This is a genomic window from Aeromonas salmonicida subsp. salmonicida, from assembly GCF_001643305.1.
In the GTDB taxonomy this organism is placed as follows: domain Bacteria; phylum Pseudomonadota; class Gammaproteobacteria; order Enterobacterales; family Aeromonadaceae; genus Aeromonas; species Aeromonas salmonicida.
The window spans coordinates 20,555-38,997 of the sequence record NZ_LSGW01000056.1 but is presented as its reverse complement, the minus strand read 5'-3'; the positions used below and the strand labels follow the sequence as shown (position 1 = coordinate 38,997).

General features: G+C 58.4%; 15 protein-coding genes and 1 pseudogene. 10 read left to right on the top strand and 6 right to left on the bottom strand.

Annotated elements, in window-relative coordinates:
* Positions 1-72: 72 nt before the first annotated feature.
* Complete coding sequence (locus tag AXW79_RS09035; RefSeq protein ID WP_005312674.1) at positions 73-1,113, bottom strand: FAD:protein FMN transferase ApbE; 1,041 nt, start codon at positions 1,111-1,113, stop codon at positions 73-75.
* A gap of 331 nt (positions 1,114-1,444) precedes the next feature.
* Here AXW79_RS09035 and azu point away from each other — a divergent pair, with 331 nt between their 5' ends.
* Positions 1,445-1,885, top strand: coding sequence for an azurin (azu, locus tag AXW79_RS09030; protein ID WP_005312677.1), 441 nt, complete (start codon positions 1,445-1,447; stop codon positions 1,883-1,885).
* A gap of 210 nt (positions 1,886-2,095) precedes the next feature.
* On the top strand, positions 2,096-2,299 hold the full coding sequence (locus AXW79_RS09025) for a hypothetical protein (RefSeq protein ID WP_005312679.1): 204 nt from the start codon (positions 2,096-2,098) through the stop codon (positions 2,297-2,299).
* 33 nt (positions 2,300-2,332) lie between these two features.
* On the opposite strand, the gene AXW79_RS09020 is transcribed toward AXW79_RS09025, so the two are convergent.
* Positions 2,333-2,890 (bottom strand): HutD family protein, encoded by a 558-nt coding sequence (locus AXW79_RS09020; protein ID WP_005312681.1) that lies wholly within the window; start codon positions 2,888-2,890, stop codon positions 2,333-2,335.
* A 296-nt stretch (positions 2,891-3,186) separates the two neighbouring features.
* Here AXW79_RS09020 and AXW79_RS09015 point away from each other — a divergent pair, with 296 nt between their 5' ends.
* Positions 3,187-4,149: a nucleoside hydrolase gene (locus tag AXW79_RS09015; protein WP_005312684.1), complete on the top strand. Its 963-nt coding sequence runs from the start codon at positions 3,187-3,189 to the stop codon at positions 4,147-4,149.
* A 157-nt stretch (positions 4,150-4,306) separates the two neighbouring features.
* Positions 4,307-4,642, top strand: a pseudogene (locus AXW79_RS09010) (DUF3634 family protein).
* Between the two features lie 71 nt (positions 4,643-4,713).
* Here AXW79_RS09010 and AXW79_RS09005 read toward each other — a convergent pair.
* Positions 4,714-5,913 (bottom strand): c-type cytochrome, encoded by a 1,200-nt coding sequence (locus AXW79_RS09005; RefSeq protein ID WP_005312690.1) that lies wholly within the window; start codon positions 5,911-5,913, stop codon positions 4,714-4,716.
* Entirely contained in the window at positions 5,910-7,835 is a 1,926-nt protein-coding gene (locus tag AXW79_RS09000; RefSeq protein ID WP_005312693.1) for an NAD(P)-binding protein, read from the bottom strand. The genes AXW79_RS09005 and AXW79_RS09000 overlap by 4 nt, the downstream gene beginning before the upstream one ends.
* A gap of 608 nt (positions 7,836-8,443) precedes the next feature.
* Between AXW79_RS09000 and cyoA the strand changes: the two genes are divergently transcribed.
* The 6 genes from cyoA (at position 8,444) to AXW79_RS08970 (ending at position 14,858) form a co-directional block, all read left to right on the top strand.
* Positions 8,444-9,469, top strand: a complete 1,026-nt coding sequence (gene cyoA, locus AXW79_RS08995; RefSeq protein WP_011898946.1) for a cytochrome o ubiquinol oxidase subunit II — start codon at positions 8,444-8,446, stop codon at positions 9,467-9,469.
* 3 nt (positions 9,470-9,472) lie between these two features.
* Entirely contained in the window at positions 9,473-11,449 is a 1,977-nt protein-coding gene (gene cyoB, locus AXW79_RS08990; protein ID WP_005312699.1) for a cytochrome o ubiquinol oxidase subunit I, read from the top strand.
* A 4-nt stretch (positions 11,450-11,453) separates the two neighbouring features.
* Positions 11,454-12,068: a cytochrome o ubiquinol oxidase subunit III gene (locus AXW79_RS23435; protein WP_005312702.1), complete on the top strand. Its 615-nt coding sequence runs from the start codon at positions 11,454-11,456 to the stop codon at positions 12,066-12,068.
* Positions 12,069-12,401, top strand: coding sequence for a cytochrome o ubiquinol oxidase subunit IV (locus tag AXW79_RS23430; RefSeq protein ID WP_005312705.1), 333 nt, complete (start codon positions 12,069-12,071; stop codon positions 12,399-12,401).
* 11 nt (positions 12,402-12,412) lie between these two features.
* Entirely contained in the window at positions 12,413-13,306 is an 894-nt protein-coding gene (gene cyoE / locus AXW79_RS08975) for a heme o synthase (protein ID WP_005312708.1), read from the top strand.
* Between the two features lie 190 nt (positions 13,307-13,496).
* Positions 13,497-14,858, top strand: a complete 1,362-nt coding sequence (locus tag AXW79_RS08970) for an MFS transporter (RefSeq protein ID WP_005312712.1) — start codon at positions 13,497-13,499, stop codon at positions 14,856-14,858.
* An 82-nt stretch (positions 14,859-14,940) separates the two neighbouring features.
* On the opposite strand, the gene AXW79_RS08965 is transcribed toward AXW79_RS08970, so the two are convergent.
* A complete protein-coding gene (locus AXW79_RS08965; RefSeq protein WP_005312715.1) occupies positions 14,941-16,671 on the bottom strand; it encodes an alpha/beta fold hydrolase in 1,731 nt (576 codons plus the stop codon).
* Positions 16,672-17,151: 480 nt separating this feature from the next.
* On the bottom strand, positions 17,152-18,255 hold the full coding sequence (locus tag AXW79_RS08960; RefSeq protein ID WP_005312718.1) for a YdcF family protein: 1,104 nt from the start codon (positions 18,253-18,255) through the stop codon (positions 17,152-17,154).
* Positions 18,256-18,443 lie beyond the last annotated feature (188 nt).

The following is an 18,443-nucleotide window of genomic DNA, read 5'->3' as shown; positions in this document are numbered from 1 at the left end:
GTGCCACCAAAGCGCGCAGACAGGTAATTGAACATGGGCTGGCCCCGCTGTTTTTCAGCGGGGCCATATGGCTTATGGCTTTTCTTGCACCAGATAAGGGGCAAACTGGGGAGTGAATTTCGCGGTAAAGCCTTGCTCCGTCTTGATGATGAGATAGGCCGCCAGCTGGTGTTCTTTGGCGAAGGCCATTGCCTGATCGGGCCCCATCACCATGAGCGCTGTATCGAGGGCATCAGCCTCCAGCGCAGTGTTGGCAATCACGCTGGCGGAGACCAGTTTGTGGGTCACGGGGGCGCCTGTCTCCGGGTCGATAATGTGGGAGTAACGCTGGCCATCGAGCTCGTAGTAGTTGCGATAGCTGCCTGCGGTGCTGAGGGCCATGCCATTGGGGGTCACAACATCGGAGAAGGCGCCGGGTTGATCCGCCGGTTTGACAATGGCGACGCGCCAGGGCTTGCCCTTGCTGTTGTTGCCTTTGCTGCGCACGGCGCCTGCCACTTCGATGAGGTAGTTGTGGACGCCCTTGCTCTCTAGCAACACGGCTATTTCATCCGATGCGGCGCCTTCCCCCAGGGTAGAGAGATCGAGGTAGAGATCCGGGATTGCCTTGCTGAGCAGGAAGTGGTCTCCCTGCGGGGTCAGGGTCAGCTTGTCGATACCCACTATCTGACGCGCCTTGGCGATCTGCGCGTCACTGGGTTTCTTGAGCGGGCGCATGTCCGGCCCGAATCCCCAGAGGTTGACCAGAGGGCCCACTGTGACATCCAGCTTGCCCCGAGTGAGGTGTCCCGTATCAATGCCCTGTTGCACTATGGTTGCCATGGTGGCCGGAATCATCATGGGCACCCGGGCTGGTCCCTGGTTGAAGCGGGAGATGAGGGAGCTCTTGTCATAGGTGGAGATCTCCTTGTTCATCCGCGCCAGCAAGGTATCAAGTTCACGCTGCAGCGCCGCCTCACCGCCCGGATAGGGATCGTTCACCGTCACCACATAGTAGGTGCCCATGGTTTTACCCTGAATGCGGGTCTGGGTGGGGGCTGGCTGGCAGGCCGTCAACATCAGCACCATAGGTAACAGCAGGCCACGCAGGGCCGACACAAAGGTGAACGACATAAGCAATATCTCTATCTCAAACAGGGCGTTGTGCCATAGGGTCGCCAGCTTAGCCAAGAGGCTTTCAGGTGGCGAGCGTCTGGCACACAAAATCGCGGACAAAATTAAACACAGGTGGGCCTATGACGAGGCCGATGCGTATCCATTCAGGCTCAAGGTCTGTTGTTAATAAGCTCAATCTGGTGACTTGACCCGCAGCTTTGCACTAAAGCCATAGCCGATTGACAACACTTGAGTAGAATAAGGTCGATTTTGACAGCATCTTTGCCCGTTGTGGATCACAGCCTGAGGCAATTGTGTTGCCATCTATTGCCAATCAAAGGAGAAGATGATGAAAAAGGCGATCACCCTGCTGTTTCTGAGCACCCTGGCGGCCCCGGTCCTGGCCGATGAGTGCGCGTTGGTCATCGAAGGCAATGATGCCATGCAGTACAACCTCAAAGAGATGAGCGTACCGGCGACCTGCAAAGAGGTGACAGTGACCCTCAACCACACCGGCAAGATGCCGGTGACCGCCATGGGCCACAACTGGGCGTTGTCGAACACCGCCGACTATCAGGCTGTCGCCACCGCCGGCATGAGCGCCGGTGCCGACAACAACTATTTGCCCAAGGATGATCCGCGGGTGCTGGCCCACACCAAGATGATTGGCGGCGGCGAGAGCACCAGCGTGACCTTCAAAACCGACGGTCTTGCCGGTAAAGACCTTACCTTCTTCTGCTCCTTCCCCGGCCACTTCGCCATGATGAAGGGCAGCTTCAAGATCGGCTAAGCCGCTTGTTCTGGTCGTCATGAAGAAAAAAGCCGGGCTGCCCCGGCTTTTTTTATGATGCGAAAATCTTGTGTCGATCGCGGATGTAGATGAGCCAAGCGATTGAATAAATGGTTCATTTCGTGATCTGGCAAGGAGTGGCCGCGCCTTGGACGAGATAAAATAGGCTGCAAGCGAGGCCTGCTGGCCCGGACACTGAATGGATGTGAGATGAGAGCAGTCAAATGGGTTGTCAGCTGTTGCCTGATGCTGGTGTGCGCTCTGGCGCTGGCGGCAGAGCCCCCGGTCAAGAAGAGCCGCAACGGCATCTGCCACCCCCAGGGCGGCACCTACTACAGCCGCACCAAGCACTATGTCCCCTACGACACCATGCAGGCCTGTCTCGACAGCGGTGGCCGAGCTCCCAAACGTTGATCCCGTCTCCAATGGCCTGCGCGGGCCTCTCTCTTATCTGGCTTGCAGGGTAAAGAAGGCGATGGCGGTCTTCTTCTGGCACTCCAGCCGTATGCTCTCCTCACCGGTCACCACCAGGGTGTCGTTGACCGCCAAGGCCCGATCCTGCACCGTGAGCTGACCGCTCAGCAGATGGCAGAGGTAGGTTTTGTCGGCCTCCAGGGTCAGGGTGAGGGGAAACGGCAGATTGAGCACCCGTACGTTGGCGCTGATGCGCGAGGGATCGTAGATGAGCCCCAGATCCGTCACCTCTTTTTTCAGCAAGGCGCAGTGGGTCTCGTCATCCCCGCTGAAATGGGCCGCTTCAAGGGTGGCGTAAGGATGGCCGTTGAGCACGAAGCCGGCGCCGCTGACGGGCAGCAGGATGCGCTGGTAACCCGGGAACCGGGAGAATACACCGGCTTCCTTGATGGGGGCAGAGCTCAGCCGGTAGTCAAAGTCGAGTTTGTCCAGAGTCGCTCCCTTGGGAGAGATGAGGATCTGGGCTGTGGTGCCCTGCTTGTTCTTCCAGGGCATCTTCAGCTGGTCCGACTCTTTAATCAGGGTGATCACAATGGCGCCTCGGCAGATGGATGAGAGAAGTGGTCAATGAGGCCAAGTGATACCATTCCGCACGGCGGCTCACAAGGCGGCAGCTATCCGCGGCCGTCCGGTTGCCCACTATTTCAGCACTCTTTCGCTGCGCAGGCCGGCTGTCAGGTTACCGGCCTGTCTCTGCCACCCGTTCTGCTCAAGAAGACGCCACTCGACCCGGTCTAGGGGAAGGCAATCGTCAGGGTGTGATCACAGCGCTGTTAAACGGGCAGGGTGTCGTTACACTGGCAGCTCCGTTGTTGTCTGGAGGCCCTATGAGCCACAAAATCATTCTGGATACCGACCCGGGTATCGACGACGCCATGGCAATTCTGTTTGCCGAGGCGCACCCCGCCATCGATCTCATCGCCATCACTACCGTCTTTGGCAACGCCACCATCGACAATGGCACCCGCAATGCACTCTGGCTCAAGCAGAAGTACGGCATGAAGGCAGATGTCGCCCAGGGCGCGGCCGCGCCGCTGCTGCGCGATCCCGTGGGGCCGACCACTGTCGTGCACGGCCCGAGTGGTTTCGGCGATGTCGAGGCCGGGGAGGTGAGTCTCGCCCCGGATACCCGCCCGGCGTGGCAATACATAGTCGACGCGGTAAAAGCCGCCCCCGGCGAGATCACCCTGGTTACCATTGGGCCGCTCACCAACCTGGCGCTGCAGGAGGCACCGGAGATCACCGGGTTGGTGAAGCAGGTGGTGGTGATGGGCGGTGCCTTTGGCGTCAACGGTCATCGCGGCAACGTGACCCCCTATGCCGAGGCCAATATCCACGACGATCCCGATGCCGCCGACCGGGTGTTTACCGCCAACTGGCCCGTGGTGATCATAGGGCTGGATGTGACCCAGCAGAGCTTCTTCAGCAGTGGCTATCTGGATGCGCTGCGCGATGAGGCGGGCGAGCCGGGCCGCTTCCTGTGGGAGGTGAGCCGCTTCTATCTGCGCTTCTACTCGGAGCGCATCGGCCTGGATGGTTGCCACGTACATGATCCCTCCGCCATCGCCTACGTGATCGATCCGACTCTGTTCACCCTGAGAAAGGGGCCTGTGCGGGTGATCAACAGTGGCCCCGCCATCGGTCATACCCTGCAAAAGTTCGATGACAAATCCCATCCTCATGACGGCTGGGCCGACTATCGTGCCCAGCATGTGGGGGTGGCGGTGCGGGATCAGGCGCTGCTGGCGCTCTATCGCGACACCCTGGTGGCCTGGGGCAAGGATTGCTGACCTGTGTAGGTGACTGAACGCAAGGTGAGTCGACGGCTGTGATCCGCACCAAACATTCCGGCAATGGGGCCGCTTATACTGTCTGACAGCAAGACGTCAGCGGGGGTGGAAATAGCCTGGAGTGACGTGCTGACACTGAATCGTTAGGAGGGAAGAGATGGCCTGGTTATCCTTGTTGGTGGCAATTGCCCTGATCGGGTGGTTGATGACGCTGGGGCGGGGAGCCCTGTTCGAGATCCGGTTGCAAGCGGACAAGGTGGTGGTCAAGCGGGGCAAGGTATCCCCCGCGTTTTTGGCCCAGGCCCGGTAGATCCTGCACCACGATCCCGTGCGGGGCCGCATCCTGGGTCAGCGGGACGGGCACGGGGTCAAGCTGGTCTTCTCCCGTTCGATCCCTGAGCCAGTCGCCCAGCGTTTTCGCAATATCTTCCCTTATGCCGATTACCACCAATCAGCTGTGTCTACCCAAGGTCCCAAGTCCCGCAAGGGCTGACGCCCTGCTGGCACACAGCAAACGGGCCTCCATGGGAGGCCCGTTTTTTATGGCGAAGATCCGCGGTCGTGCTACTCGTGCAGCTCGCGTTGGGCCTTGACGGCTGCCGGTTTGATGGCGGCTCCTTCATTGCCCCAGGAGGCGCGCAGCGTATTGGCCAGCTCGGCCATCTGCTCGTCGTTGAGGGTCCAGCCATAACCTGGCATGTGGTAGCCGAGATGGCCCTGAGTGATCGGGGTCTCGGCGCCGTGCAGCAGCACGTTGAGCAGGCTGGAGGGGTCATCGGCCAGCACAGTCTGGTTGCCCACCAGTGAAGGAATGACGTGGTCATTGCCCTCACCGTTGACCCCGTGACAGGTCGAGCAGTACATGGCGTAGTCTGCCTTGCCGCCCGCGCTGGCGTAGGCCCGGTTGCCCTTGCTCACCGGCGTGTCGTCACTGAGCTCGGTGAGATAGGTGGCGATGCTGGCCAGATCGGCGTCGCTGAAGTACTGGCTGCTGTGAGTGATCACTTCCGCCATGGGGCCAGAAACGGCCTGATGCTGGCTGAGGCCGGTTTTCAGCAGATCGATGATCGCCTGCTTGTCGTACCGGGCACCGCGGATATTGGGGGCATACCAGCCATCGAGCGTTGCACCGCTCAGATAGAGGGGGTCTGCCTCGGTCAGGGCCTTTTCCTGCATGCCGAGCCCGCGCGGGGTGTGGCAGCTGCCACAGTGACCGGCACCCTGCACCAGATAGGCGCCGCGATTCCACTGCTCGCTCTTGCCCGCTACCGGGGTGAAGCGACTGTCATCGTGATAGAGCCAGTTCCAGCCCATCAGCGGCCAGCGCATATTGAGCGGCCAGGGGATGTCGCTCTCCTTGTTGGCCACCGCCAGCGGGGGAACCTCCTTCATCAGGTAGTGATAGAGATCTTCAAGATCCTTATCGCTCATCTTGGCGTAGGCAGTGTAGGGCATGGCCGGATAGAGCTGGTGACCATCCCTGGCCACCCCTTCGCGCATCACCTTGATGAACTCCGGCAGGCTGTAGTTGCCGATGCCGTGGGTCTTGTCAGGGGTGATGTTGGTGGCGAACACTGTGCCTATGGGAGTCGGGAAGCCCTTGCCACCGGCAAGCGGGGCACTGGCCTCGCTGGTGTGGCAGGCGGCGCAATCCCCCAGCTTGGAAATATACTCGCCTGCCGACATGGCGGAGCCCGCCAGCGCGGGTTGGGCCGCCATGGCTGCCAGCAGGGCGGTGGCGGTCAGTGACAGGGTGCGGATCATTGGGCACCTCCTTTTTGCATGGCGACCAGCTCGTTGACCGCGCGCCAGGCCTGATCGATGGCGGAGTGGGCGTAGGGGCTCCAGTCGGAGTCGGAGTTGGCGATGGTGATGTTGCCGATGGGCTGACGACCCAGCTCAATCCATTTTTCGCACTGCGCCTCGTCATCAAACAGGGTATTGGTGATGTAGGAGTAGCCGTGGGACCAGCGGTTGACCGTGATGGCGAGGATGTCCTGCTCATGGTTGAAACCAGCGCTGCCCAGCATTCCCTGCAGTTGTTCGCGGATCATCTGTTCGTGCTGCTCGAACGGCATGCCGAGGATCATGGCGCGTCCCTTGCGGGACTGTTCGCGAGCCGAGAGGCCGCTGCCCGGCAGGGTCGGCACATAGACCATGTGCAGACACATGGGCTGATCCGGATTCTTGGGATGCTCATAGCCGCCGAGGTTGACCGGGTAGTCCAGCTTGACCCGGCTGTAGGGCGCCGCGGGGGAGTAGACCTCGTGCACTCCCAGCTTGACGAAGGATTGCCAGTTCTTGATCACCACCTTGGTGTAGACCAGCGGCGCCTTGGCGTTCTGGCGCAGCGCCTCTTTCTGGGGCTCTGCCATCTCGGGCACCATGTAGGGGATCATCATGTTGTAGCCGGCCATGACTGACTGTTTGGCCCGTACCCTATGGAGTTTGCCCTCCTTGATGTAGGTGACATCCACCCCAGTGCTGCCATCGGTGCGGCGGATGTTCTTCGCCTGCAGCGCCGTGCTGCCAAGGCGCAGTTGCACCTTGTGTTCCGGCAGATCGAGCTTGCCGTAGTCAAACTTGGCCAGTACCACATCCTGCATGGTGTGGCCCGGCGCCACCTGAGGGATCAGCTTGCGTACCATCAGGCGGGTGAGGCCGGCGTTGCCATCCGGGAAGTGGAAGATGTAGGGATCGTCCAGCTCTGCCTGCTCCTCGGCATCGAGAGGAGTGAGATCCAGCCCGTCGAAGCCAGGCAGGGCACAGAGGCGCGCATCGGCGCAGGCGGTGGCATCGATACCGACTGCCTGGAAGTCGTTGGTGCGCTGCTGGAAGTAAGTGATTGCACGCTCGCTCAGGCCCACCTTGTCTCGCAGGAAGCTGGTGTAGCTGTTGCGGGTCATCCAGAGGTCTTTCTCCTCCCGGCTCATGCCACTGAGGTAGTCGATCTTCTCTTCGTGCAGGGCCAGCAAGGCTGCACGGTCGCGCTCATCGAGCGGGAAGTCACCGATGAATTCGGCCAGGGGGCGGCCGTTGAGGCGATCCCGGGGGATGTCGTCGGCCACGTTGTGGCCAGGGTCACCGCTCACCACCTTGTTGACGCCAAAGTGCTTCTCGTCGAAGTAGACGCCGCGGCTCAGGCCCAGATCCGGATAGAAGGTCTGCTGGAAGCCGGCGGCCAGTTCGTCGATGTTCACCTCGAGCGTCTTGAGCAGGCCGAGCGCGATGGGGCTGTAGACGGAGCGCGGCGATTGCAGGGATTCGCTGCCGCCGTAACCCAGCCGCAGGCCATCGGGCGTGGTGAATTCGTTGCGCTTGGCGTGGCCGCCAAAGTCGTCGTGGTTGTCGAGCAGCAGGATCTTTTTATCCGCGCCGAGCAACTGTTGATAGAAGCAGGCGGCGGCCAGACCGCTGATCCCGGCGCCGACGATCACCAGATCGTACTCCCCCTCGAGGGGAACATTGGCGAAGTCATACTGCTTGCCGTCGCGGGCTATGCTGTGGGCCGGTTCAAAGGAGCCCGGGTGGTTGCCGCGCAACCCTGTGAGGGCGGGCGGATAGGCAAGCGTCTTGTCGGCCAGCGCCTTGCCGCCCTCTGCCGCCTGCAACAGATTGATGGGGGCGATGCCTGCCGCTATGGTGATGGCTACGCCGTTGAGAAAGTCTCTGCGTGTGATACTCATGGCAATCCCTGTGGTATGAAGAGTCAAATGGGGAATGGGATAGGGTCGGTTTCGTTACTGGCTTGGCAACGAAGGGGCGCAACCTAACGCCATATCCGGATGGAGTCCATGGGTTTGATAATAACTTATTAAACAAGATGATGACGGTTGTGATGAAGCAGACCCGATGAAATGCATGAGACAGGTATGTTCAGGATATAGTCTCACCAAGAGCATGGAATTAACTTGAGTGTATTTTGATTAATTAAGGGTCTGTAAGAGTCTTTATATCTGCTTTTTATGTGGTTATTTCCATTGTTGAAAACAGGGCCGCTTGCAGCTGATGTAAATACAGGAAAAGTCATTTAACCGCATTAAATAAAGGGTTTAAAACTGACTGTTCACTTGCTGAGCTAATTCTGATTGAAATGAAATCAATGTTGCTGGTGAATAATTGCACAGTCATTATGAAAATGGCGACTGTCAAGGCATTAACATACATCACAGGTCACCTCCAAACAGAAAACAACTTGCAGATTAATTTCCCACCTTGTTTACATCCATTCTCAATGCAATATAATGATGCGCTTTTTTTATACCTTTACGCCTGCGAATGATGAGGACACTGCATGAGACCTTTTGAATTAAAGAGGGGCTTGGGTGCTTTGCTGTTGATCGCATCGGCCAGCTTGCTGACCGGCTGCGACATGGCGTTGATGAACCCCAAAGGGCAGATTGGTCTGGAGCAGAAATCACTGATATTAACCGCCTTGGGGCTGATGTTAATTGTGGTGATCCCTGTGATTATTATGGCAGTGGTATTTGCCCGTAAATACAGGGCATCCAATACCGACGCCAAATATACCCCGGATTGGTCTCACTCCAACAAGATTGAAGCGGTTGTCTGGACCGTTCCCGTCATTATCGTCGTCATTCTGGCGACCATCACCTGGAAAACATCCCACGAGCTGGACCCTTACAAGCCGCTCGATTCCGAGGTCAAACCGATCCTGGTTGATGTTATTTCCCTCGACTGGAAATGGTTGTTTGTCTACCCGGAGTTGGGGATTGCCTCGGTCAATGAATTGGCCTTCCCGGTCAACACGCCGGTGAATTTCCGGGTGACGTCTGACACCGTCATGAACTCCTTCTTCATTCCCAAACTGGGCGGGCAGATTTATGCCATGGCCGGTATGCAGACCAAGCTGCATCTCATCGCCAATGAAGCCGGGAAATATGACGGCATCTCCAGCAGCTATAGCGGTGCCGGTTTCTCCGGGATGAAGTTCAAGGCCATCGCCACGCAGGATCAGGCAGGTTTCGACGCCTGGGTCGCCAAGGTGAAACAGTCGCCCAAGCAGCTCACCACAATGGCGGAGTTCGATGCCCTGGCCAAGCCGACCGAATACCATCCGGTGGAGTATTTCTCCAGCGCCGATCCGGCACTGTTCGTCAACCTGATCAACAAGTTCATGGGTGACATGGGCCACGGTGAGCATAAAGGGATGGCGCACGGCGAGACCATGGATCACACCACCATGGATCAGCAAACAATGAACCATGACGCCATGGCGCATGACGCACAAATGGATCATGCCGGGCATATGACGATGCCGACGGATGACAACTCTGTGAAAGCGGGATCCGAGGAATAACTGATGTTTGGAAAATTAACGCTCGATGCCATTCCGTACCATGAACCCATCATCATGGTGACTGTGGCCGGTATCATTCTGGGTGGCCTCGGCATTGCCGGGCTGATCACCTATTTCGGCAAGTGGCAGTATCTGTGGAAAGAGTGGTTCACCTCGGTCGACCACAAGCGTCTGGGGGTCATGTATCTGATCCTCGGCATGATCATGCTGCTGCGCGGCTTTGCCGATGCGGTGATGATGCGTACCCAGCAGGTGATGGCCTCGGCCGGTGGCGATGGCATTTTGCCGCCCCACCACTACGACCAGATCTTCACCGCTCACGGTGTCATCATGATCTTCTTCGTGGCCATGCCGCTGGTAATAGGTCTGATGAACATAGTGGTACCGCTGCAGCTCGGTGCCCGTGATGTGGCCTTCCCCTTCCTCAACAACATCAGCTTCTGGTTCACCGCCGCCGCCGTTGTGTTGATCAACGTCTCCCTGGCGGTCGGCGAGTTTGCCCAGACCGGCTGGCTGGCGTATCCGCCACTCTCCGGTCTGGAATACAGCCCGGGGGTCGGGGTGGATTACTGGATCTGGAGTCTGCAGATCTCGGGGCTGGGTACCTTGCTGACCGGCGTCAACTTCTTCGCCACCATCATCAAGATGCGCGCCCCCGGCATGACCATGATGCGTCTGCCGGTGTTCACCTGGACTGCCTTGTGCGCCAACATTTTGATCATCGCCTCCTTCCCGATCCTGACCGTCACTGTGGCACTGCTCACCGCTGACCGTTACCTCGGCACCCATTTCTTTACCAATGACATGGGTGGCAACATGATGATGTACATCAACCTCATCTGGGCCTGGGGCCATCCCGAGGTGTATATCCTGGTACTGCCGGTGTTCGGGATTTTCTCGGAAGTGGTGGCGACCTTCTGCAAGAAGAAGTTGTTCGGTTACACCTCGCTGGTGTGGGCGACCATCGCCATTACAGTGCTCTCCTTCATCGTCTGGTTGCACCACTTCTTTACCATGGGGTCCGGCGCCAACGTGAATGCCTTCTTCGGCATCACCACCATGATCATCTCCATCCCGACCGGGGTGAAGATCTTCAACTGGCTGTTCACCATGTACCGTGGTCGCATCGAGTTCACCTCGCCCATGCTGTGGACCATAGGGTTCATCATCACCTTCACCATAGGTGGCATGACGGGGGTACTGCTGTCGGTACCGGCTGCGAACTTCGTGCTGCACAACAGCCTGTTCCTGATCGCCCACTTCCACAACGTCATCATCGGCGGCGTGGTGTTTGGCTGCTTCGCCGGTATCACCTACTGGTTCCCCAAGGCGTTCGGCTTCACCCTGGATGAAACCTGGGGCAAGCGCTCCTTCTGGTTCTGGATTGTCGGCTTCTTCGTGGCCTTCATGCCGCTCTACGTGCTGGGCTTCATGGGCATGACCCGTCGGGTCAGCCAGCAGCTGGATCCGGCCTTCCATCCCTGGCTGGTCGTGGCCGCCGTGGGTGCCGGCCTGATTGCCATTGGCGTCTTGTGCCAGGTGATCCAGGTGGTGGTCAGTATCCGTGACCGCGAGAAGAATCGCGATCTGACTGGCGATCCCTGGGGTGGCCGTACCCTGGAGTGGGCGACCTCTTCACCGCCGCCCTTCTACAACTTCGCCATCGAGCCGACCATCACAGGTCTGGATGCATTCTGGGAAGCCAAGCAAAACGGCACCGCCTATCAGCAGCCCAAGCAGTATGCGCCGATCCACATGCCCAAGAACACAGGGGCGGGTGTCATCATCGCAGGCTTCAGTGCCCTGTTCGGCTTTGCCATGATCTGGCACATCTGGTGGATGGCGATTGCCGCCTTCGTCGCCATGATTGCCACCTGGATCATCCACAGCTTCAACGATGATGTGGACTACTACGTGCAGGTTGACGAGATCGAACGCATCGAAGGTCAGCATTTTGCCAACATCAACAAGGGGGCGTGACGCCATGGCGACCGACGTTCTACATCACACTCACGAGGGTGCCCATGACCATGGGCACCATGATGCCGGAGCCAACAAGGTATTCGGTTTCTGGATCTACCTGATGAGTGACTGCATCCTGTTTGCATGTCTATTTGCAACCTATGCAGTCCTGGTCAACGGCACCGCCGGCGGCCCCAGCGGCAAGGATATTTTCGAACTACCGTTCGTGTTTGCGGAAACCATGCTGCTGCTGTTTAGCAGCATCACCTTCGGCTTTGCCATGCTGGCCATGAACAAGGGCCGTGCCGCTGCCGTCAATGGCTGGCTGCTGGTGACCTTTGTGCTGGGCGCCGGCTTCATCGCGATGGAAATCTACGAATTCCATCACCTTATTGCCGAGGGTTATGGCCCGGATCGCAGTGCCTTCCTCTCCGCCTTCTTCACCCTGGTTGGCACTCACGGCATCCACGTGACCAGCGGTCTCATCTGGCTGATCGTCATGATGGTGCTGGTAGCCAAGAAGGGGCTGACTGATCGCACCCGTTCCCGTCTGATGTGCCTGAGCCTGTTCTGGCACTTCCTGGACGTGGTGTGGATCTGCGTGTTTACCGTGGTCTATCTGATGGGAGCAATGTAAATGAGCACTCATAGCGTTGACAATCATGGCGCCAGCCACGGCAGTGCCAAGAGCTATCTGATCGGCTTCGTGCTGTCAGTCATACTGACAGCCATCCCGTTCTGGATGGTGATGGACGGGGGCTTCACCCACCAGACCATGCTGATCACAGTGGTGGCCATGGCGGTGGTGCAGATCTTCGTGCATCTGGTTTACTTCCTGCACATGAACACCTCGTCCGAGGAGCGCTGGAACCTGGTGGCACTGGTGTTTACCGTGCTCATCATCGCCATCGTGGTCGTGGGTTCCCTGTGGATCATGTACAACCTCAACATCAACATGATGGTTCACTGAGCAGGTTGGCAATGATGATGAAGCAATACCTGCAAGTGACCAAGCCGGGCATCATCTTCGGTAACCTCATCTCGGTTATCGGGGGATTCCTGCTGGCGTCCAAGGGGAGCCTGGATGTGCCCCTGTTCATCCTGACCATGGCCGGTGTCTCACTGGTGGTGGCCTCCGGTTGTGTGTTCAACAACTACATAGACAGGGACATCGACTGCATCATGGAGCGTACCAAAAACCGCGCTCTGGTGAGGGGGCTTATCGCCCCCGGCGTCTCGCTCTGGTATGCGAGCGCGCTCGGTGTTGCGGGCATTGCACTGCTCTACTGGGCGGCCAATCCGTTGGCCGCCTTGCTGGCGGTGCTGGGCTTCATTGTCTATGTGGGGGTCTACAGCCTCTACATGAAGCGCCATTCTGTCTATGGCACCCTGGTTGGCAGCCTTTCGGGTGCCGCGCCACCCGTCATCGGCTACTGTGCCGTGAGCGGCCAGTTCGACTCGGGGGCCCTGATACTGCTGGCGATCTTCAGCCTGTGGCAGATGCCGCACTCCTATGCGATTGCCATCTTCCGCTTCAAGGATTATCAGGCGGCCAACATTCCGGTACTACCGGTGGTGAAGGGGATTGTCGTGGCCAAACACCACATCACCCTCTACATACTGGCCTTCATGGTGCCGACCCTGATGCTGTTCCTCGGCGGTTACGCCGGTTACAAGTATCTGATCGTGGCGACTGCGGTCAGCGTCTGGTGGCTGGGCATGGCGCTGTCGGGTTACAAGCAGGCGGTCGATGACTCCCTCTGGGCCCGCAAGCTGTTCATGTTCTCCATCGTCACCATTACTTGCCTGAGCGTGATGATGTCGGTGGACTTCCAGCCAGACGCGACGCCGGTATTGGTGAGCATGCTGCCCTGATGGTCCGTGTCTCCAGCCCCCGAGGCTGTGATGCAACCCAGGAAAATCAATAGAATCCAGAGCCGGGAACCTTCCCGGCTCTGTTATTATGAGGCCCGCCCTTTGGGGCGCATTGTCGGCTTTTTCGGGTGTGGCGTGCCTTGTCATCCGCCCCTTTTCTCTTCTCTCTCTTTGACCTATCGAGGCCATTATGAATGATTTCACCATGACGAGGGGCGAGCGCCGCGCCACCTGGGCGCTCGGCTCCGTCTTCTCTTTGCGCATGCTCGGCATGTTTATGGTGCTGCCGGTGCTGACTACCTATGGCATGTCACTGGCCGGCGCCTCCGAAGCCCTGATTGGTCTGGCCATCGGCATCTACGGCATGACCCAGGCGTTGTTCCAGATCCCGTTCGGCCTGCTCTCCGATCGCATCGGCAGAAAGCCCTTGATCGTCGGCGGCCTGCTGATGTTTGCGTTGGGCAGCGTGATCGCGGCACTGACTCACTCCATCTGGGGTGTCATCCTCGGCCGCGCCTTGCAGGGCAGCGGTGCCATCTCGGCCGCCGTGATGGCGCTGCTCTCAGATCTCACCCGTGAGCAGAACCGCACCAAGGCGATGGCTTTTATCGGGGTGAGCTTTGGCATCACCTTCGCCATTGCCATGGTGACGGGCCCCCTGATTACCCATGCGCTGGGGCTCTCCGGCCTGTTCTGGCTGATAGCCTTGCTGGCCTTTGGGGGCATTGGCATCACCCTCTGGCTGGTGCCGACGCCGACCAGTCATCTGCTCAACCGCGAGTCCAGCATGGTCAGGGGAGGGATGCGCACAGTGCTTACCAACCCGCGCCTGCTCAAACTCAACCTCGGCATTTTGTGCGTCCATACCCTGCTGATGTCGAGCTTCGTGGCATTGCCGCCACTGCTGGAGCAGGCCGGTCTGCCCCGCGACAGTCAGTGGCAGGCCTATCTGGTCACCATGCTGGTCGCCTTTGTGAGCGTGGTGCCGTTCATCATCTATGCCGAGAAGCACCGCCAGATGAAGCGGGTATTCCAGATCTGCGTGCTGGTGATGCTGATCGCCGAAGTGGTGCTGTGGCAGGCCGGGTTGCAGCTGTGGGGCCTGTTCGCCGGGTTGCAGCTCTTCTTTATCGGTTTCAACGTAATGGAGGCGCTGTTGCCATCCCTCATCAGCAAGGAGTCGCCCCCCGGTCACAAGGGCACCGCCATGGGGGTCTACTCCACCAGCCAGTTTATTGGCGTGGCTCTTGGTGGCAGCCTGGGCGGGCTCTTTTACAGTCTGGGAGGCGGTGCACTGGTGTTTGGTTGCTGCGCCCTGCTGGCCCTGATCTGGCTCGGTGTGAGCCTGACCATGCAGGAGCCCCCCTATGTAAGCAGTCTGCGCATCGTGCTGCCGGAAGGTGTGGAGGCGAGTCCGGCGCTGGAGCAGAAGATCCGCGCCTGCGATGGGGTGAGCGATGTGATGCTGGCCAGTGCAGAGCGCTCTGTGTACGTGAAAATCGATGCCAAGCGCCTCACTCGCCAGGATCTGGAGCAGTTGATCGCCGCCTGATCTCTTTGTGCCATCAATAAAGAAGCCCGCCAATTCGGCGGGCTTCTTGTTTGGTTTTTTATGAGTCAGGGCAAGTGCTCAATCAGCCTTGCAGCTTTGCTCCCGCATCAGTGTTTGCCTGTCGCCCAGCAGCAGGGTGCTGAGGGCCTGATTGGCACATTGGACACTGCCCAGCTGAACATGGAAGTTGCTCTGCTCTGCTCTGCTCGACTCTGACCAGACGGGCCGCCTGCCCAAAGGCGGCCTGCATCTGGCGCGTATTGCTGAAAGGGGTTATAGGGTCATACTCTGCCCCCAGTACCAGTACCAGTGCCAATGATCCAGCTGGGAGCGCAATCTCTCCGGCGTCCACAGTGGGCACTGGCTTGCGGGGATAGGGCCAATCTGCACAGGCATGGAAGCTGTTATCCAGCATAAAAGTCCCCGCACCCTGGAAGCTGGCATCTTCCGGATCCAGATCCTGCCAGCGGTAAGATTGGCCGTTGTCGGTGCAGTGAATGGCGGAGAAGAAGGGACCGCCCATGATCTCCTCGTAGGGATTGTTCCCCTCTTGCTCTTTGGCGAGACGAGCCAGCAGTTCGCTGGCATCGTCCTGCAGCCAGAACGCCAGCTGGTCGTAGCCCTCTTGCCCGGTGAGCGCATCTCCCATGACCGCCTCCCACTGCTTGTGATCCAGAGTATTGCCTTGGTTATCGACATACTGGCCCTTGTCGCGCACCTGCCGGGTCACCTCCACGCTGCGTTGCAGCGCCTGGGCGCCAAAGCGCCAGTTGAAGACTCGGCCCGCATTGGCGGCATCCTCCCGGAAGATGGCCGGATAGCGATCCTCGCTCGGAGACATGGAAGAGTCGACGATCACATCGGCCACGTGGCTCGGGTAGCGCTGGGCGTAGAGAGCTGCGAGGCGGGTGCCGTAGGAGAAGGTGAGGGGGGTGATCTTGTCATGCCCCAGGTGTTGGCGCAGGCGATCCATGTCCTGCACTATGGCCTGGGAGCCCAGATGGGGTGCATAACGACGAAATGGCTCGTCGCAGCGCTCCTGTATCAGTTTGCTGAGAGCCTTGCCGTGATCGCCGCTATTGTTCAGTGCCGGCAGGGCGCCCTTGTCCCGTTCAATGAATAATCTGGCGAGCTCACTTGGGGTCATGTCAGGTTTGACGCCGTTTTTGTCTTTTAGCAGGCAGCTTCTGAGCTCGTGTCCGAGTGCACTGTAACCAGCCCCTCTGGGGTCCATGGTGACGATATCGTAATGTCTGAGAATGTCAGGATCGGCATTGCGCAGCGCGGTGAGCAGGGGGCCCATCCTCGGGGTTGCTGAATCGGGGCCGCCCGGGTTGAAAAAGAGGGTGCCGCGATAGTCGCCGGTGGCGCGATAGTGCACATAGAAGAGATCGATGCTGTCACCCTTGACCTTGCGGGTCTCCTGCTTGACCTGACCCAGGTTGGTGCCGTTTGACCAGGAGGGAGTCGAGAACCGGGTTGTGCTATCTGACCAGGAAGGGGATGAGAAGCGAGTCGTGTTGCCGGAAAGGAAGGAGGTTGCTGTGGTGGGTGCAGGGCGCTTCTCCCATTTGGTCTGTTTGACCTCGACCCACTCCTTGTCGTAATCCAGCGGTACCGTCAGGTAGTGGCAACTGAGCTGACTGGCGATGTCATCTTGCTGCCACTCTTGCTGCAATTGGCGACAGACGACACCTGTGTCATAGGCGGCGGTGATATGTTGTCCCTTGAAGGGGGGATCCTCTTTCTTTTCCAGTTCGCAGCCCGCCAACAGGGTGGGTGCCAGTAGAGAGATCATCAGCGTGTATTTCATCGTTTGTTTCCATCGTATTGCCTGAACAAACGGATGGTAAGCGAATGAACGAGATGAAGCGCAGCGATTAATTGTGTGAAAATATTGCTGTTGTTTATATCAAAAATAAATGAAAGACATTAAATAATAAGATAGATAGTAACTGTTGTGTGCAGAGCCATTATTTTCAATTTACTCATCCCTGCATCAGAGATTTAAAAGGTATAATTAAACAATTGGTTAGGTGTTTTTTGTGGGTTTCGTTACCTTGTCTGCCAGGTTGCTAATATAGTTTTAAATATAGGCGACTTGATGATAGCCGCTATCTGCTGGCGGCTGTTGCATTCTGTATTTTGGTTGCCTTTTCGCCACCCTAGCGGCCTCTTCCTGTGGATGGTAAATAAGATAATAGTGAGCTGTCGCCACCCGGGTGAGAGCGGAAAAAATAAAAACGCCCACTCATGAAGTGGGCATTTTTATTTTCTGGCCGGGTGCTGGCGATTAGCGCTCCAGCAGGGGGGCGGAGCGGTAACTCCAGAGGCCATAGGTGCGCAGCGCATCGCGGTAGATGCCGAGCAGTTCGCTGTCGCTCACCTTGGCCAGTGCCGAGAGCGGCTTGTCCGGGTAGCTGACGCTGTCTATCTGGATCCCGGTGGGACCGCTCTGCCAGCAGGCGATCTCCAGCAGGGTCTGGCCACGGCGAACGTGGCTGGCGGAGCTCACCAGGGTCGCATACTGGATCTGGTGACGGGCCAGGGCATAGCCGCTGTAGAGGGCATTTTCCACCGTGCTGGTGGCGTAGTTCTCCTCAATGATGCGCGAGCGATCTACCCCTTTCTTTACCAGCCAGTCGGCCATCAGCTTGCCTTCGGTCTGGCGGTTCTGGGGCACGCCACCTGTCAGTATGATCAGCGCAGCCGGATTGGCCTGTGCCAGGGAGCGGGTGGTCTCCAGTCGGCCCAGCAGGATCTCGTGCATGCTGCCATCCGGGTTGAGGGCATACCCCAGGGTGACGATGGCTTGCCGCCCCTTTTTCTTTTCCCGTCCCTGACGTTCCTTGAGTGGAGTGGCATTGACTCTGTCTATGGTGTCGAAGATGCCTTTCAGGTCGGCGGCGCGGCCGCTGTTGAGCTCGCTCACCCGTTTGAAATAGTCATCAGCCTTGCCCTGATTGCCTTTGAACCGCTGCCAGGTGGCGAGATAGGTGTTCAAATCCAGATCGTCTGGTGCCGTGCTGAGACCCTGCTCGAACAGAGTGATGGCCTTGTCCACGTTGCCGTTGTAAATCTGGGCGTTGGCTGCCGAGATCAGCAGATCGGTGCGGTAGGGTTCGAGCTGATAGGCCTGCAGCAGCAGCTCTGTGACCTGCTCCATGTTGCTTGGCATCTTGGCGGTGAAACCGGCAGTGGAGATACGAGCCGGCGACTTGAAGACCTGCCAGGCATCCGCCAGCAGTTGATCAACCACCTGGCGCTTGCTGATGTACTGATCGTAATTTTGCTCCTTTTGCAGGGAGCGCACAGGGGCCGCCCAGGCATCGGAGGGGATAAACACTGGCAGCGCCAACAGGCTGGCCAGGGTCAGGGCAATCGCATTTTTCTTCATCATGGCGTTCCACCGAGGGTTAAGGGCACCAGGCCATTCCATCACCCGTAGGGGCTTTTTCAATAAAAACATCAACTTGGTGATTGCTTACTCTACTCCCTTTCAGATGAAAAAAACGTGAACCGCTTCGGTTATCGGGGGATGGGCTGTGGTGGTGCGGTCAAAGAGATCAGCAAGGTCTGTGATGC

What these genes read in the sequence shown, in the direction of transcription:
- cyoA (WP_011898946.1), top strand. Translation starts at nt 8,444, where the DNA reads ATGAGACCTTTTGAATTAAAGAGGGGCTTGGGTGCTTTGCTGTTGATC.
- AXW79_RS09000 (WP_005312693.1), bottom strand. Translation starts at nt 7,835, where the DNA reads ATGAGTATCACACGCAGAGACTTTCTCAACGGCGTAGCCATCACCATA.
- AXW79_RS08960 (WP_005312718.1), bottom strand. Translation starts at nt 18,255, where the DNA reads ATGAAGAAAAATGCGATTGCCCTGACCCTGGCCAGCCTGTTGGCGCTG.
- AXW79_RS23430 (WP_005312705.1), top strand. Translation starts at nt 12,069, where the DNA reads ATGAGCACTCATAGCGTTGACAATCATGGCGCCAGCCACGGCAGTGCC.
- AXW79_RS09025 (WP_005312679.1), top strand. Translation starts at nt 2,096, where the DNA reads ATGAGAGCAGTCAAATGGGTTGTCAGCTGTTGCCTGATGCTGGTGTGC.
- azu (WP_005312677.1), top strand. Translation starts at nt 1,445, where the DNA reads ATGAAAAAGGCGATCACCCTGCTGTTTCTGAGCACCCTGGCGGCCCCG.
- AXW79_RS23435 (WP_005312702.1), top strand. Translation starts at nt 11,454, where the DNA reads ATGGCGACCGACGTTCTACATCACACTCACGAGGGTGCCCATGACCAT.
- cyoB (WP_005312699.1), top strand. Translation starts at nt 9,473, where the DNA reads ATGTTTGGAAAATTAACGCTCGATGCCATTCCGTACCATGAACCCATC.
- AXW79_RS09005 (WP_005312690.1), bottom strand. Translation starts at nt 5,913, where the DNA reads ATGATCCGCACCCTGTCACTGACCGCCACCGCCCTGCTGGCAGCCATG.
- cyoE (WP_005312708.1), top strand. Translation starts at nt 12,413, where the DNA reads ATGATGATGAAGCAATACCTGCAAGTGACCAAGCCGGGCATCATCTTC.
- AXW79_RS08965 (WP_005312715.1), bottom strand. Translation starts at nt 16,671, where the DNA reads ATGAAATACACGCTGATGATCTCTCTACTGGCACCCACCCTGTTGGCG.
- AXW79_RS09015 (WP_005312684.1), top strand. Translation starts at nt 3,187, where the DNA reads ATGAGCCACAAAATCATTCTGGATACCGACCCGGGTATCGACGACGCC.
- AXW79_RS08970 (WP_005312712.1), top strand. Translation starts at nt 13,497, where the DNA reads ATGAATGATTTCACCATGACGAGGGGCGAGCGCCGCGCCACCTGGGCG.
- AXW79_RS09035 (WP_005312674.1), bottom strand. Translation starts at nt 1,113, where the DNA reads ATGTCGTTCACCTTTGTGTCGGCCCTGCGTGGCCTGCTGTTACCTATG.